This window comes from Citrobacter sp. VF227 (genome assembly GCF_052950715.1).
Genome location: NZ_JBRFVF010000001.1, coordinates 325657 through 340594, shown reverse-complemented (window position 1 = coordinate 340594; position 14938 = coordinate 325657). Strand labels below are relative to the sequence as shown.

Genomic DNA, 14938 nt, shown 5'->3' with positions numbered 1-14938 from the left:
GCGGGGCTTTTTTTACTCTCTCGCCTGGGCAATCTTACGCCAACGAAAGCCAAACACATTGATATACAGTCCAGCCATTATCAGTAATGCACCAAGCAGCTGTAATCCGCTTAGCGTTTCGTCCAGCAGTACGGCCGCACTCGCCAGACCAACAACGGGTACCAACAGCGACAGCGGTGCGACACGCCAGGTCTCATAACGTCCGAGTAATGATCCCCAGATGCCATAACCCACAATGGTCGCCACAAACGCCAGATAAACCAGCGACAGGATGGTCGTCAAATCTATCGCCACCAGACTTTGGGCTATTTGCGTTGGGCCATCAAGAAGTAATGAGGCCAGGAAAAATGGAACTATCGGGATTAATGCACTCCATACCACTAACGACATCACGGCCGGGCGCGACGTATGCTGCATGATTTTTTTGTTAAAGATATTGCCGCAGGCCCAGCTTAGCGCTGCCGCCAGCGTCAACATAAAACCGAGCATACCGACATGCTGTCCGTTCAGACTGGCCTCAATCAGCACCAGTACGCCAAAAACGGCCAGCGCAATTCCTACTAACTGTTTGCCCTGCAGACGTTCGCCAAAGGCGAATGCCCCCAGAATGATGGTGAAAAACGCCTGGGCCTGTAATACCAGAGAAGCTAACCCGGCGGGCATACCGAATTTGATGGCGCTGAAGAGAAACGCGAACTGCCCAAAACTAATGGTCAGGCCATAGCCGAGTAAAAGCGAAAGCGGAATTTTCGGCCGGGCAACAAAGAATATAGACGGGAACGCCACCAGCAAAAAACGTAACCCTGCCAACATCAATGGCGGCATATTGTGCAAACCCACCTTAATGACAACAAAGTTCAGCCCCCAAACTACGACGACCAGTAACGCCAATAACCCGTCTTTACGCGACATACCACCGCCCCTGCAAATATTAAATTTTTGTAAACAAGTTAAAGTAACGGAAATCGTTGTACCGTAACAGATCATTAATTCAGGTAGGCCATACAGGGCATTTTCGGACAACTTATTGGGTGTACATCACACTTTTAGCATGCTATTTGTTTCTGATATCTAAAAAAAACATAACAACATGCATTGTCGGGCAGGAAAATGAATATCTCTCTGAGAAGGTCCACTCTCGCTTTACTCGCGTCATCTTTGTTATTAACCATTGGTCGTGGCGCCACGCTGCCTTTTATGACGATCTATCTCAGCCGGCAGTACAACCTGAGTGTCGTTCTAATCGGTTATGCGATGACGGTCGCGCTGACCATTGGCGTGGTGTTCAGCCTTGGCTTTGGTATTCTGGCCGACAAGTTCGATAAAAAACGCTATATGCTGCTGGCTATCTGCGGCTTTGCCTCCGGCTTTATCGCTATTCCGCTGGTGCATAACGTCGTGATAGTGGTTTTGCTCTTTGCCCTGATCAACTGCGCCTACTCCGTCTTCGCCACGGTGCTGAAAGCCTGGTTTGCCGATAACTTGTCTGCAACCAATAAAACGAAAATTTTCTCACTTAACTATACCGTGCTGAACATCGGCTGGACCGTTGGTCCACCGCTGGGCACGCTGCTGGTCATGCAAAGCATTAACCTGCCATTCTGGCTGGCTGCTGCATGTTCTGCGCTACCTCTGGTGTTTATCCAGACGTGGGTAAAACGTTCACCGGCAGCCGCAGACGGTGTAAACACCGCGGTTTGGTCCCCTTCAGTACTGCTGCGTGACAGAGCATTATTCTGGTTTACGCTGTCAGCCTTTTTGGCGTCATTCGTTGGCGGCGCCTTTGCGTCCTGTATTTCGCAATACGTTATGGTGGTTGCAGACGGCGATTTTGCCGAGAAAGTGGTGGCAGTCGTCCTGCCCGTCAACGCCGCCATTGTGGTATCACTGCAATACGCCCTCGGGCGCAGGCTCACCGCCACCAATATCCGCCCGCTAATGACAGTGGGCACACTGTTCTTTGTGGTCGGCCTGGTGGGCTTCACCTTCTCCGGTAACAGTCTGCTGTTATGGGGACTTTCTGCTGCTTTTTTCACTATTGGTGAGGTCATCTACGCACCAGGTGAATACATGCTCATCGACAACATCGCACCTGCTGGCATGAAAGCCAGTTATTTTTCCGCCCAGTCGTTAGGCTGGCTGGGGGCAGCGGTAAACCCATTAGTTAGCGGCGTCATTCTAACCACATTGCCGCCATGGTCGCTGTTTGTGGCGTTGATGGTGGCAATCGTACTTGCCTGGGCGCTGATGATAAAAGGCATGCGCGCCAAACCCTGGGGCCAGACGGCGGTCTGCTAGTTATGTTCGCGACAGAGCCACAGTCACTCTGTCGCGTATCTCAGATGGCGACCAGACCCCGAACGCCCTCGGACTCCATATTTTTACCCTCACCGCTTTGAATTATGCTGCCCCGCGACATAAGCAGGTACTTATCGGCCAGCTGCTCGGCAAAATCATAGAACTGCTCCACCAGCAAAATGGCCATGTCTCCACGGCGCGCCAGCTGGGAAATCACCTGACCAATCTCTTTAATCACCGACGGCTGGATCCCCTCGGTGGGCTCATCAAGGATCAACAACTGCGGGCGACTTGCCAGCGCCCGTCCAATCGCCAGCTGCTGCTGTTGCCCGCCGGACAAATCGCCGCCCCGCCGATGTTTCATCTCCTGTAGCACCGGAAAAAGCGCGTAAATATCATCCGGAACGCCTCGGGCCTCCTGCGTGGAAAATCGGGAAAGACCGAGCAAAAGATTCTCTTCTACCGTCAGACGCGGAAATATATCGCGCCCTTGTGGGACATACGCCACACCGGCCCTGACCCGCTGATACGGCTTCCAGTGAGTAACATTTTTCTCCTGCCAGAACACGTTTCCGCTGCGGGCGGGAATCAGCCCCATCAGACACTTCAGAAGCGTCGTTTTACCCACGCCGTTACGTCCCAGCAGACATGTCACTTCGCCGATATGCGCTTCGAAGGTCACGCCTCGCAGAATATGGCTGCCACTATAATATTGATTCAGTTCTTTCACCTGCAGCATCTGCACTCCTTAACGCCCGAGATAAACTTCAATAACCTGCTCGTTGGCCTGCACTTCACGCAGACTCCCCTGAGCCAATAATTGCCCCTGGTGTAATACCGTGACGCGATCGGCGATGGTTTCGACAAATCCCATATCATGCTCAACAACCATCAAAGAATGCTTCCCGGCAAGCTGGCGAAACAGCTCCGCTGTGTATTCCGTCTCCGCATCCGTCATACCCGCCGCAGGCTCATCCAGCAGCAACAGATGCGGTTCCTGTACCAGCAGCATGCCAATTTCAAGAAATTGTTTTTGCCCGTGAGATAGCAGCCCAGCGGAGCGGGCGCGCTCATTGCCCAGTCGCAACAGTGCCAGTATTTCATCAATGCGATCCCGCTGTTCGCCTGAAAGACGCGCCCGTAAAACGCCCCAAACAGATTTATCGCTTTTCAGCGCCAGTTCCAGATTCTCCTCCACCGTTAACGCTTCAAATACCGTGGGCTTCTGGAATTTCCGCCCGATACCCTGGCGCGCAATAGCAATGGGATCCAGCATGGTCAAGTCGGTCGACTGATCGTATATCGCACGACCACTTTGCGGCCTGGTTTTGCCGGTAATGACATCCATTAACGTCGTTTTTCCGGCACCGTTGGGGCCAATGATGCAACGAAGTTCCCCAACGCCAATATTGAGCGAGAGATCGGTCAGTGCCTGAAATCCATCGAAGTTAACGTTAATTTTTTCCAGCTGTAGCACCGGGTCAGTCTGGTTGCGAAACCGATCTCCCGGCATCTGGCGAGTAAATAGCCCTTCATCTGGCTGCATCATTTGTCTCCCTTGCGAAACAGACCCATTACACCTCGGGGTAAAAACAGCGTAACACCAATAAAGATCAGGCCAAGAAACAGCTGCCAGTATTCAGGCATAATCACGGTAAACAGGCTTTTAGCGCCATTCACTAACACGGCGCCGAATACCGGGCCGATAAGGGTTCCTCGCCCACCGAGGGCAACCCAAATCGCCGCTTCAATCGAGTTGGTCGGCGACATTTCGCTGGGGTTAATGATCCCCACCTGCGGAACATACAGCGCCCCTGCCAGGCCACACAGCACCGCTGAAAGCGTCCAAACCAGCAGTTTGAAACCTTTCGGATCGTAACCACAGAACATCAGACGGTTTTCGGCATCACGCACGGCAGTCAGAATACGACCGAACTTACTGCGGGCCAGCGCCAGTCCCAACCATAATGCCAGTACCAGCAGCATGACCGTCGCCAGAAACAGCGCGATACGGGTTGAGGTGGCGGCTACCGGGAATCCCAGAATAGTGGTAAAGCCGGTAAAACCGTTATTCCCCCCAAAACCCGTTTCGTTGCGAAAGAACAGCAGCATTCCGGCGAAAGTCAGGGCCTGGGTCATGATGGAGAAATAGACCCCTTTGATTTTTGACCGAAAGGCAAACCAACCAAATACCAGCGCCAGCAGGCCAGGAACCAGAACGACCAACAGTAGCGCCCAGATAAAATGTTGCGTTCCCCACCAAAACCAGGGCAGCTCGGTCCACGACAAGAATGACATGAAGGGCGGCAATCCTTCTCCAGAGGCCTGGCGCATCAGGTACATTCCCATCGCATACCCTCCCAGCGCAAAGAAAATACCGTGGCCCAGGGAGAGCATTCCTGCATAGCCCCACACCAGATCCAGCGCGACCGCCACAATGGCATAGCAGAGAATTTTCCCGGCAAGCGTCAGCGTCCACACCGATATAGCCAGCGGATGGTCCGCAGGTAGCAGCGCAAGAAACGGCAGAATAATCAACGCCAACAGTAACCCCAGGCCCAGCACACGTGTCACGCGTGGCGCTTTACGCGCCAGCGTTAATGTCATTGGCATCGTCATCAGTCAATAACCCTCCCTTTTAGCGCGAACAGCCCCTGCGGACGCCTCTGAATGAACAGTATAATCAGCATCAGAATCATAATTTTGCCGAGTACCGCCCCTATCTGAGGCTCAAGAATTTTGTTGAAGATCCCCAGCCCAAACGCAGCAGCCACACTCCCGGCAAGTTGTCCCACGCCGCCCAGCACCACCACCAGAAAGGAATCGATAATGTAGCTTTGTCCCAATTCCGGTCCTACGTTGCCCAATTGTGAGAGCGCGACGCCCCCCAATCCGGCAATACCTGAACCAAGGCCAAAGGCCAGCATATCGACGCGTCCAGTAGGTACGCCGCAGCATGCCGCCATATTTCGATTCTGCGTCACCGCACGTACGCGCAGCCCAAGGCGCGTTTTATTCAACAATAGCCAGGTGAAAAACAGCACCAGAATGGCAAAGCCAAGCACCACAATTCGGTTCCACGGTAAAATCAGATTGGCATAAACCTGAATCCCCCCGGAAAGCCATGCCGGATTGGCAACTTCAAGGTTCTGCGCGCCGAAGGTCATACGCACCAGTTGGATGAGCATCAGACTAATCCCCCAGGTCGCCAGCAGCGTTTCGAGAGGACGCCCGTATAAATGGCGGATCACTCCGCGCTCAAGCAGCATTCCTACCGCCGCGGTAAATAAAAAGGCAACCGGCAGCGCAATAGCCGGATACCAGGCTAACCATTGCGGGAAAAACTGGCCCATCAGCTGTTGCACAATCCAGGTACAGTAAGCCCCGAGCATTAACATCTCGCCATGCGCCATATTAATAACGCCGAGTAGCCCGTAGGTAATGGCCAGACCCAATGCCGCCAGCAGCAAAACAGAACCCAGCGACAACCCCATAAAGGCTTGTCCAAGAAGATCGCCAATCTTCATGCGATACGCGATGGAACTCAGACTGTCGCTGGCGGCAGCACGCACGCTGGCATCGGCCTCATGTTCAGCAAGGGTGAAAGGTTGCAGGCGCGCCTGGGTTTCAGGATCGTTTGAAGCCCCTATAAGCACAATGGCCTGCCGTCTGACCTCAGGCGAGCTGCTGGTTAACTGCAGGTTTGCCAGCGCAATAGCCAGCGCGGATTTCACTTCAGCATCGGGCTCCTGTGCCATTCGTTGCTGCAAAAATGGCAGCATGCCTGGCAATGCCTCTCGTTGTAACGTGCGCGCTGCCTCAGCTCTTTTAGTGACACTGTCACTAAAAAGTTGATGGACGGCCAACGTTCCGGCAACCAGATTACGCAGTCGGTTAGTCAGCCGGACTTTTTTTAACTCGCCGTTCGGGCCTTTCGCCGTTCCTAACGGCTGTACGTGCGAGCCGCTTATGATGAACGCGTTTCTTGCGTTATCGGTCAGCAATTGCTCTTCACGCAACGCGTTGAGCATCGGCAAACGCTGAACGTCGGGATTGATCGACCATTGTTCGAGCAAGGCAGCCTGCTGAGTTCGATTTGCGGCTGTAAAGGTATCGGCATCTGATGCCTGCGCTATCCACGGCAAAAACCACGTCAGCAACAACACACCACGAATAAAGCGCATAGCTTTCATGAGCGTTCTCCAAAGCGTTGCCCGCCCGCAGGAGGGCACACGATCAATTGCTGGCAGTTTTAACGGGCTGTGCAGATTTTTTGTCATTACCGGCGATGTACGGACTCCACGGCTGGGCGCGGACCGGTTCATCGGATTGCCACACCACGTTAAACTGGCCGTTGCCTTCAATCTCGCCAATCATGACGGGTTTATGCAGGTGATGATTGGTGGCATCCATGGTCAGGGTAAAACCTGATGGTGCAGCAAATGATTGTCCTGCCATCGCTACGCGGACTTTATCCACATCAGTCGTTCCGGCTTTTTCTACCGCCTGCACCCACATATGCAAACCAACATAAGTGGCTTCCATGGGGTCATTGGTTACCACCGAATCAGCATTTGGCAGTTTGTGCGCTTTGGCATACGCCCGGTAATCCGCAACGAATTTCTTGTTGGTCGCGTTATCTACGGACTCAAAGTAGTTCCACGCGGCAAGGTTGCCCACCAGCGGTTTGGTATCAATACCGCGTAACTCCTCCTCCCCCACGGAGAATGCCACCACCGGAACATCGGTGGCTTTTAGGCCCTGGTTCGCCAACTCTTTATAGAATGGAACGTTAGAATCGCCGTTGATGGTCGACACCACCGCCATTTTTCCTCCTGCAGCAAATTTCTTGATACTGGCGACGATGGTCTGGTAATCGCTGTGTCCGAATGGGGTGTACACCTCTTCGATATCTTTATCAGCAACGCCCTTCGAATGTAAAAAGGCGCGTAAAATTTTGTTCGTTGTACGCGGATAAACATAATCCGTGCCCAACAGGAAGAAGCGCTTAGCACTGCCGCCGTCTTCACTCATCAGATACTCAACCGCCGGGATCGCCTGCTGATTTGGCGCAGCTCCGGTATAGAAGACGTTAGGCGACATCTCTTCACCTTCATATTGCACCGGGTAAAACAGCAGACCGTTTAGCTCTTCAAATACCGGTAAAACTGATTTACGTGAAACCGATGTCCAACAGCCGAAGACCGCCGCCACTTTGTCCTGGCTCAACAACTGACGGGCTTTTTCAGCAAATAAGGGCCAGTTCGAGGCTGGGTCAACGACCACTGGCTCCAGCTTTTTTCCTAACACCCCGCCCTTCGCATTGATTTCATCAATAGTCATCAACGCCATATCTTTTAACGGCGTTTCGGAAATGGCCATCGTGCCGGATAACGAATGCATGATGCCGACCTTAATGGTATCGGCCGCCTGAACGCTAAAACTCATTCCCATCGCGACTACAGAGGTGGAAAGTGCAAAAATTTTTAAAAATTTACGACGCTGCATAGTTTCACTCCTGAAATTAGACTTGTTGAAAGCTCCGGTGCAGCCGGGCAGATAAAACGGTGCAAAATAAGGGTGTTCAGAAGTGATAAGGCAAAAACAATGCCAGATATTAAAAAATCATATAAAATCAATGAATTATAATTAATTTACGAAGAGGGGCATTAAAATTTTCTGCTACAAGGAATAATTGCACGATCAATTGAACCACGATGAGACAACGCTGCATTATAAGCGTGCAACAATTTGTGTCCGTATTACAGCATCATGACAACGTGTCCCGGTATAAAATCAGGGCTATTTGTGCGCAGATAAACGATCCTCGTCACTATTATTTATTTTTCCCGACGTTATCGCGTCAAAACTTTACTTTTTAGCCGAAATATTCAGACAGTTCAGCCTTTGTTTAAGATTGAATTGCTACTATAGTCATAAGCGAGGTGAACTTAAGGTAAGAGAGGAAACTCACAGATAAAGGAGCATTTACTATGCTGGGTAATATGAATATTTTTATGGCTGTTCTGGGAATTATTTTATTTTCCGGTTTCCTGGCCGCGTATCTTAGCCACAGATGGGATGATTGATGAACGGAGATAGTCCTGAACCGACCCGGCCCCTTGTTGCGTAGCTGCACAAGGGGCCATTTTTTTTACCTGCATCGCCCTTCCGCATCTTGTCCCTGATTAGCAGATAAAAAAAACCGCCGGTTAAACCAGCGGTAAATGCTTGCATGGATAGATTTGTGTTTTGCTTTTATACGCTATCTGGCAATTCCCTGCGAAGATAACGGATAGTCAGCTAACCTATCACTGGCAACCCCAATGAAAGCTAAACGAAACGTAACTACTTCGAAACGGTGTTCGCAAATCTCATGCGCTAAGGGGGTATGAGATCACACGATTAGTGTCAACCTGAGTGATCCGCTCGTATTCATCCATAAACATACAGCGATTCCTGCCGTTCTGCTTCCCTTGATACATCGCTCTGTCAGCGCGATCCAGTGCGGTATCCAGCGTTTCACCCTGTTGAACCCGGGTTATTCCAGCCGTTACCGTTATACCAATTTCGCCATCAGCATAGGGTATTTTTTTCTGGCCAATAAGCTGACAAAGCCGCAATCCCGCCAGGCAGACCTGTTCGTCAGTTTTAGTCCGGATGATGATGATAAACTCTTCACCGCCGTAGCGGTACGCTACCTCGTCATATCGCGTCCATGCCAACAAATTTGAGGCCATAGCACGCAACACTACATCCCCCACCAGGTGACCATAAGTATCATTAACGTGTTTAAAACGGTCGATATCCAATAACAATATATAAAGATTTAGCGGTTCGGCGTCGAGTAGTTGTTGATCAAATGACTCATCAAGCATTCTTCTCCCGGGTAAACCCGTTAATACATCGATATTACTGCGGATGTTCAATAAATATATCTTGTAGTCCATTACAGCAGACGTAAATGCCAATAGCGCGTCCTGGAAGCTGTCGAAATGCCATGTATGGCTACGATTCTCCACTATTGCCAATAGCAACTCCTTTCCTATTACATGCATTTTTTCATGAACAGAATAAATCTTGCTCACATAACTACTATCATCCTCATTGTTCAGCGATTGATCATTTATCCATTTTCCAAATCGACAAACAAAATGAGCGTTGTCACCCGTAATATCGGGATGAGTAACATCTGAGGACACAGCGCAGCGGAACATTTTTACCAGCCATTTGTAGTGGGCATCAATTGAGTTGTTCAACTCATTTATGATTGCATCTATTTCCGCTGTGTTTTTCATCATCACGGTTTCCTTCCCTGAATGAACACTTTGAACCGGGATTTTAACCATAAAAAAGAAAATTTATGTAAATTTAGTTATAGAAATCAATGGTGTCATAGCACTTGCCATTTATCGCGATTATTGATTTAATTCCCAGCCAAAACAATAACAGATAGAAACTAATGAATAAAATGACTGACGATGGCGCTAAAATTTACACACCAATGACGCTAAAACTTTATGACTGGTGGGTGCTAGGAGTATCAAATCAATATGCCTGGAAGTGTCCGACCAGGGAACACCTTCTTCCCCATTTTCTCCAGCATATGAGTAAAACACATCTGGATATTGGCGTTGGAACCGGATTTTACCCCTATCACGCTCCTGACGGCTGTGTAATATCGCTAATGGATTTGAATGAAGCCAGTCTGGACGCTGCTGCATCAAGAATCGGGGAAGCGAAAATTCAGCGCAAAATTAAGCATGACGTGTTCGAATCTTACCCTACGGATTTGCACAATGAGTTCGATTCCATTTCCATGTTTTATCTCCTGCACTGCTTGCCTGGCAATATATCAGCGAAAGCCAGTGTGATAGCAAATGCCGCACGGGCTTTAACAGACACGGGTACGCTGTATGGCGCAACTATTCTTGGCGATGGTGTTATACACAACACTTTCGGAAATAAACTCATGAGCATCTACAATAAGAAAGGTATTTTCTCAAACGCTAATGATTCTGAAGAGGGACTGAAACAGATTCTGTCAGCGCATTTTGAACATGTTAATACGCAAGTAACCGGTACTGTAGCGATATTTTCAGCATCAGGTAAAAAATAGCGCCCTGACATTATTAACTGACAGCCTGGAGCATTACCATTAGGGAAAGACAATAAAAAAAGCCTGTCATTCATGACAGGCTAATGGGGTGGATAATGTTGATAACATTTATTATACCTGTGGTGCCGGGTGCCTCCCGGTGAAACAGCCCCAGCCGGTTAGTTTCGCGTTGCATACCAGGCAAAGGAGGTATGGCTGGACGCCCCACCGCTCAGGGGGATTCACCACCATTGGGAAGATAAAATTATTCATGACGCCAGGCAACGTTCGCTGATGGCTTTTCAGAATCAGATATTTAAATACGCAAATACCGGGCATTACACCCGGTTACTCTCACTATCTGAACAAATCCTACGCGCTCAAACCACGATGTTCCAGCATTGGAGCCATTCGTGGATCGCGCCCGCTCCACTGGCGATAAAGCTCAGCTAAATCACTACTGTTCCCGCAAGATAAAATCGCTTCGCGGAATTTCTGCCCATTTTCACGCGTTAATCCGCCCTGCTCCACAAACCACTGATAGCCGTCATCGGCCAGCATTTGCGTCCACAAATAGGCGTAATAACCTGCGGCATAACCCCCGCCGAAGATATGGGCAAAGTAACTGCTGCGATAACGCGGTGGCACGGCTTTAAGGTCCAAATCTTCCGCCGCCAGTGCCTGCTGTTCAAATTGATCGACCGAGCGAGATGAGTCACTCACATCCAGGGAGTGCCAGCGCATATCCAGCAATGCGGCGCTGAGCAGTTCAGTCATGTCGTAACCTTTGTTAAACAAGCTGGCCTGTTGCATTTTATCCCGTAATACCGGTGGCATTTGCTCCCCGGTATCAACATGACGCGCAAAACGGGCAAAGACCTGCGGATGACTCGCCCAGTGTTCGTTAATCTGCGATGGAAACTCGACAAAATCACGCGGAGTGTTAGTCCCTGAGAGCGTGGCATAACGCTGAGTGGCGAAAAGGCCGTGCAACGTATGTCCAAACTCATGAAATAACGTAATAACATCATCCCACAGCAGCAAGGCGGGTTGGCCCTGAGCGGGTTTCTGATAGTTGCAGACGTTGTAAATCACCGGTCTGGTTTCGTTTAGCCGCGATTGCTCAACAAAATTGCCCATCCAGGCACCGCCGCTTTTTGATTCCCGGGCAAAGAAATCACCATAAAATAACGCCAGTCCTACGCCATCATGATCGAATATTTCCCATACCCGTACATCGGGGTGATAAACCGGAATGTCGAAACGCTCGATAAACTTGATGCCAAACAGTTGATTAGCCGTCCAGAAAACCCCCTCGTTCAGCACCGTATCCAGAGCAAAATAAGGTTTGAGCTGCAGCTCATCAAGCGCATATTTCTCACGGCGGACCTGTTCGGCATAGAATGACCAGTCCCAGGCCTCTGGGCTAAATTGCCCGTTTTCTTTAGAGATAACCTTCTGGATTTCAGCCTGCTCATCCAACGCCCGCGCTCGCGCGGCAGGAACAATCGCCCGCATGAAATTTAGTGCCGCTTCCGGCGTTTTTGCCATTTGATCGGCAATTTTCCAGGCGGCGTAATTGGCAAAACCGAGGAGTTTTGCCTGCTGCATCCGAATATCAACCAGCCGCTGAATGATCGCCCGCGTGTCGTTGGCGTCATTATTTTCGGCCCGTGTCCATGCGCGGGTGAACAGGTTTTCACGGGTCTGGCGATCGCGTAACATCGCAAGCGCCGGTTGCTGAGTCGTGTTTAGGAGCGGAATAACCCAATGCGCTTCAAGCCCTTTTTCCCTTGCTGCTTCGGCGGCAACGGTAATTTCGTCAGCGCTGAACCCGTCCAGATGCCGGACATCGTCCACCACCAAAGCACCGGACTTGTTCGCTGCCAACAGCCGTTGATTAAACTGACTGGTCAGGGTGGCGGATTCCGTGTTGAGCGCTTTCAGGCTGGCTTTATCCGCCTCATTCAGACGGGCACCAGCCAGTACAAAACGCTGGTGGACGACCTCCAACAGGCGTAATGACTCGCTATCCAGACCTGACGTACTGCGCCGTTGCCATACGGCTTCGACGCGCGCAAAAAGCGCGTCATTGAGGTAAATGTCGTTGGCCAGCGCGGCAAGCTCTGCGGAAAACATTTCGTCGAGGCGCTGTATTTCATCATTAGTGTGAGCCGCCGTCATCGCGAAGAAAACGTTGGTCACGCGTGTGAGCAGCGCGCCGCTTTGTTCAAGTGCCAGCAAAGTATTTGCAAAATCAGGGATCTGTGGGTTTTGCACAATCACTTCGATCTCTGCGCGTTTTTGCCGCACGCCTTCCTCGAACGCAGGACGATAATGCTGCACGTCTATCAGATCAAATTGCGGCGCCTGATACGGCAATGTGCTGTGGTGTAAAAAAGGATTCGTTAACGACATCTTTCACTCCTGAAAACGATTTGTTTACCAGAGTAGACTTCCCTGTAATCTACCGCAATCGCGTTAAGCAGGAATAGCTCTGAACGGAAATGACGTGCTATGGTAGTGCTACATAAAAAGCGTTGAGGAACAGTGAGATGATCGTTTTAGTAACCGGAGCAACCGCAGGTTTTGGTGAGTGCATTACGCGTCGTTTTATTGAGAATGGGCATAAAGTTATTGCCACCGGACGCCGCCAGGAGCGCCTGCAGGAGCTCAAAGACGAGCTGGGTGACCGCCTCTATACCGCACAGCTGGACGTACGTAATCGTGCATCAATAGAAGGGATGCTCGACGCCCTACCTGCTGAGTGGCGCAATATTGATGTACTGGTCAACAACGCGGGTCTGGCGCTGGGTCTTGAGCCAGCCCATAAGGCCAGCATTGAAGACTGGGAAAATATGATCGACACCAATAATAAAGGTCTGGTTTATATGACCCGTGCCGTTTTGCCAGGCATGGTTGAGCGTAACCGCGGTCACATTATCAATATCGGTTCTACCGCGGGCAGTTGGCCATACGCTGGTGGTAACGTGTACGGCGCGACCAAAGCGTTTGTTCGCCAGTTTAGCCTGAATTTACGTACTGACTTACACGGCACCGCGATTCGCGTTACCGACATTGAGCCAGGCCTGGTTGGCGGTACGGAATTCTCGAATGTGCGTTTCAAAGGCGATGACGCCAAAGCTGAAAAAGCTTACGAAAATACGACCGCGCTGACCCCGCAAGATGTCACAGAAGCGGTATGGTGGGTGGCGTCCTTACCTGCTCATGTCAACATTAACACCCTTGAAATGATGCCTGTCACTCAGTCATTTGCAGGACTGAGTATTCATCGGAGCTAATTTCACTGCCCGGCCTTGTGCCGGGTATAGATAGCCTGAAATAAGTGATAAGATCTCTGGGTTAACTCTCTAAAAAGTAATAATGAATGACCGAAGAAACGCAGCTCAACCCTACACAGCCGGTAAATCAACAGATCTACCGTATTCTTCGTCGCGATATCGTGCACTGTCTGATTGCACCCGGTACACCGTTGTCGGAGAAAGAGGTTTCCGTACGCTTTAATGTGTCCCGCCAGCCGGTACGAGAAGCATTCATCAAACTGGCAGAAAACGGCCTGATTCAAATTCGCCCGCAGCGTGGCAGTTACGTGAACAAAATTTCGCTGTCGCAAGTACAAAATGGCTGTTTTGTACGCCAGGCAATTGAATGTGCCGTAGTTCGCCGCGCCGCAGCATTGATCACCGATAAACAGAGCTATCAGCTCGAACAGAATCTGCATCAGCAACGTATTGCGATTGACCGAAAACAAATTAATGATTTCTTTCAGCTCGATGACGAATTTCATCAGAAACTGGCTTTAATCGCCGAGTGTCAGCTCGCCTGGGATACCGTCGAAAATATAAAGGCCACGATTGACCGCGTTCGCTATATGAGTCTGGATCATATCTCTCCGCCAGAAATGCTGCTGCGCCAGCATCACGACATCTTTGCCGCACTTGAGAAGCATGATGGCGATGCCGTTGAGCGCGCAATGATGCTACATCTTCAGGAAATAGGTGAGTCCGTTCAGCTTATTCGTCAGGAAAATAGCGACTGGTTCAGCGAAGATTAATATTACGCTCACCTCGCGCAGAGGTGAGTTTATTCTGCATCCCCCACTCTCCTGCACATCTGCATAAAAAAAGCTGTGATTTTGATCGAAAACAAAAAAATCATTAACGAGAAGCGTATTTATATTGCGCCCGTTACGTGGGACTAAAAGCCCACGGGCTTTGACGGTAAGTTGGAAAGGAGAAAACACCATGAAAACATACGATCGTAACCGTAACGCAATCACCACTGGCAGCCGCGTCATGATTAGCGACACCGGACTCACAGGCCGCATTACAGCGATAGATACCGATGGCCTGACCGCTGAGCAAATTCGTCGCGGTAAAACAGTGGAAATCGAAGGGTGTGAAGGTAAATATGCCCCCCTCGAACTGATTCGTTTGGGCATGAACTAATTGGTGTGAATGCCAAAACAATGCGCCATCTGGCCCGTTTACAGCCAGATGGCGAGCTAAATCGATGCTTTTC

Annotated in this window: 14 protein-coding genes; 6 read left to right on the top strand and 8 right to left on the bottom strand. The window is 50.3% G+C overall.

Annotated elements, in window-relative coordinates:
• Positions 1-12: 12 nt before the first annotated feature.
• On the bottom strand, positions 13-912 hold the full coding sequence (gene eamA / locus ACU8YC_RS01745) for an O-acetylserine/cysteine exporter (protein ID WP_252838368.1): 900 nt from the start codon (positions 910-912) through the stop codon (positions 13-15).
• A 198-nt stretch (positions 913-1110) separates the two neighbouring features.
• On the opposite strand from eamA, the gene ydeE reads away from it, so the two are divergent.
• A complete protein-coding gene (gene ydeE, locus ACU8YC_RS01740) occupies positions 1111-2298 on the top strand; it encodes an efflux MFS transporter YdeE (protein WP_446894946.1) in 1188 nt (395 codons plus the stop codon).
• A gap of 40 nt (positions 2299-2338) precedes the next feature.
• Here the strand turns inward: ydeE and urtE are convergent, their stop codons facing one another.
• The 5 genes from urtE to urtA are packed head-to-tail and all read right to left on the bottom strand — an operon-like array spanning position 2339 to position 7806.
• On the bottom strand, positions 2339-3037 hold the full coding sequence (urtE, locus tag ACU8YC_RS01735; RefSeq protein WP_252838367.1) for an urea ABC transporter ATP-binding subunit UrtE: 699 nt from the start codon (positions 3035-3037) through the stop codon (positions 2339-2341).
• A gap of 9 nt (positions 3038-3046) precedes the next feature.
• Positions 3047-3844 (bottom strand): urea ABC transporter ATP-binding protein UrtD, encoded by a 798-nt coding sequence (urtD, locus tag ACU8YC_RS01730; RefSeq protein ID WP_446895159.1) that lies wholly within the window; start codon positions 3842-3844, stop codon positions 3047-3049.
• Positions 3844-4917: an urea ABC transporter permease subunit UrtC gene (gene urtC / locus ACU8YC_RS01725; RefSeq protein WP_187252465.1), complete on the bottom strand. Its 1074-nt coding sequence runs from the start codon at positions 4915-4917 to the stop codon at positions 3844-3846. The genes urtD and urtC overlap by 1 nt, the downstream gene beginning before the upstream one ends.
• Entirely contained in the window at positions 4917-6491 is a 1575-nt protein-coding gene (urtB, locus tag ACU8YC_RS01720) for an urea ABC transporter permease subunit UrtB (protein ID WP_286540663.1), read from the bottom strand. Before urtB ends, urtC begins: the two co-directional genes overlap by 1 nt.
• A 43-nt stretch (positions 6492-6534) precedes the next feature.
• Positions 6535-7806 carry an urea ABC transporter substrate-binding protein gene (gene urtA, locus ACU8YC_RS01715; protein ID WP_370618378.1) on the bottom strand — a complete coding sequence of 424 codons (1272 nt, stop codon included), beginning with the start codon at positions 7804-7806 and terminating at the stop codon, positions 6535-6537.
• A gap of 485 nt (positions 7807-8291) precedes the next feature.
• Between urtA and mgtS the strand changes: the two genes are divergently transcribed.
• On the top strand, positions 8292-8387 hold the full coding sequence (gene mgtS, locus ACU8YC_RS01710; protein WP_151219161.1) for a protein MgtS: 96 nt from the start codon (positions 8292-8294) through the stop codon (positions 8385-8387).
• Between the two features lie 285 nt (positions 8388-8672).
• Here the strand turns inward: mgtS and ACU8YC_RS01705 are convergent, their stop codons facing one another.
• Entirely contained in the window at positions 8673-9599 is a 927-nt protein-coding gene (locus tag ACU8YC_RS01705) for a diguanylate cyclase (RefSeq protein ID WP_151219160.1), read from the bottom strand.
• Positions 9600-9760: 161 nt separating this feature from the next.
• On the opposite strand from ACU8YC_RS01705, the gene ACU8YC_RS01700 reads away from it, so the two are divergent.
• The gene (locus ACU8YC_RS01700) at positions 9761-10417 is read left to right on the top strand and encodes a class I SAM-dependent methyltransferase (protein ID WP_151219159.1); all 657 of its coding nucleotides are present in this window, start codon (positions 9761-9763) and stop codon (positions 10415-10417) included.
• A 351-nt stretch (positions 10418-10768) separates the two neighbouring features.
• Here the strand turns inward: ACU8YC_RS01700 and dcp are convergent, their stop codons facing one another.
• Entirely contained in the window at positions 10769-12814 is a 2046-nt protein-coding gene (gene dcp, locus ACU8YC_RS01695) for a peptidyl-dipeptidase Dcp (protein ID WP_210905059.1), read from the bottom strand.
• A 137-nt stretch (positions 12815-12951) separates the two neighbouring features.
• Between dcp and ydfG the strand changes: the two genes are divergently transcribed.
• From ydfG to ydfZ, 3 genes are all read left to right on the top strand, one after another.
• Positions 12952-13698, top strand: a complete 747-nt coding sequence (ydfG, locus tag ACU8YC_RS01690) for a bifunctional NADP-dependent 3-hydroxy acid dehydrogenase/3-hydroxypropionate dehydrogenase YdfG (protein WP_151219158.1) — start codon at positions 12952-12954, stop codon at positions 13696-13698.
• A gap of 86 nt (positions 13699-13784) precedes the next feature.
• Positions 13785-14471: a GntR family transcriptional regulator gene (locus ACU8YC_RS01685; RefSeq protein WP_151219157.1), complete on the top strand. Its 687-nt coding sequence runs from the start codon at positions 13785-13787 to the stop codon at positions 14469-14471.
• A 190-nt stretch (positions 14472-14661) separates the two neighbouring features.
• Entirely contained in the window at positions 14662-14865 is a 204-nt protein-coding gene (gene ydfZ, locus ACU8YC_RS01680; RefSeq protein ID WP_003032393.1) for a putative selenium delivery protein YdfZ, read from the top strand.
• Positions 14866-14938 lie beyond the last annotated feature (73 nt).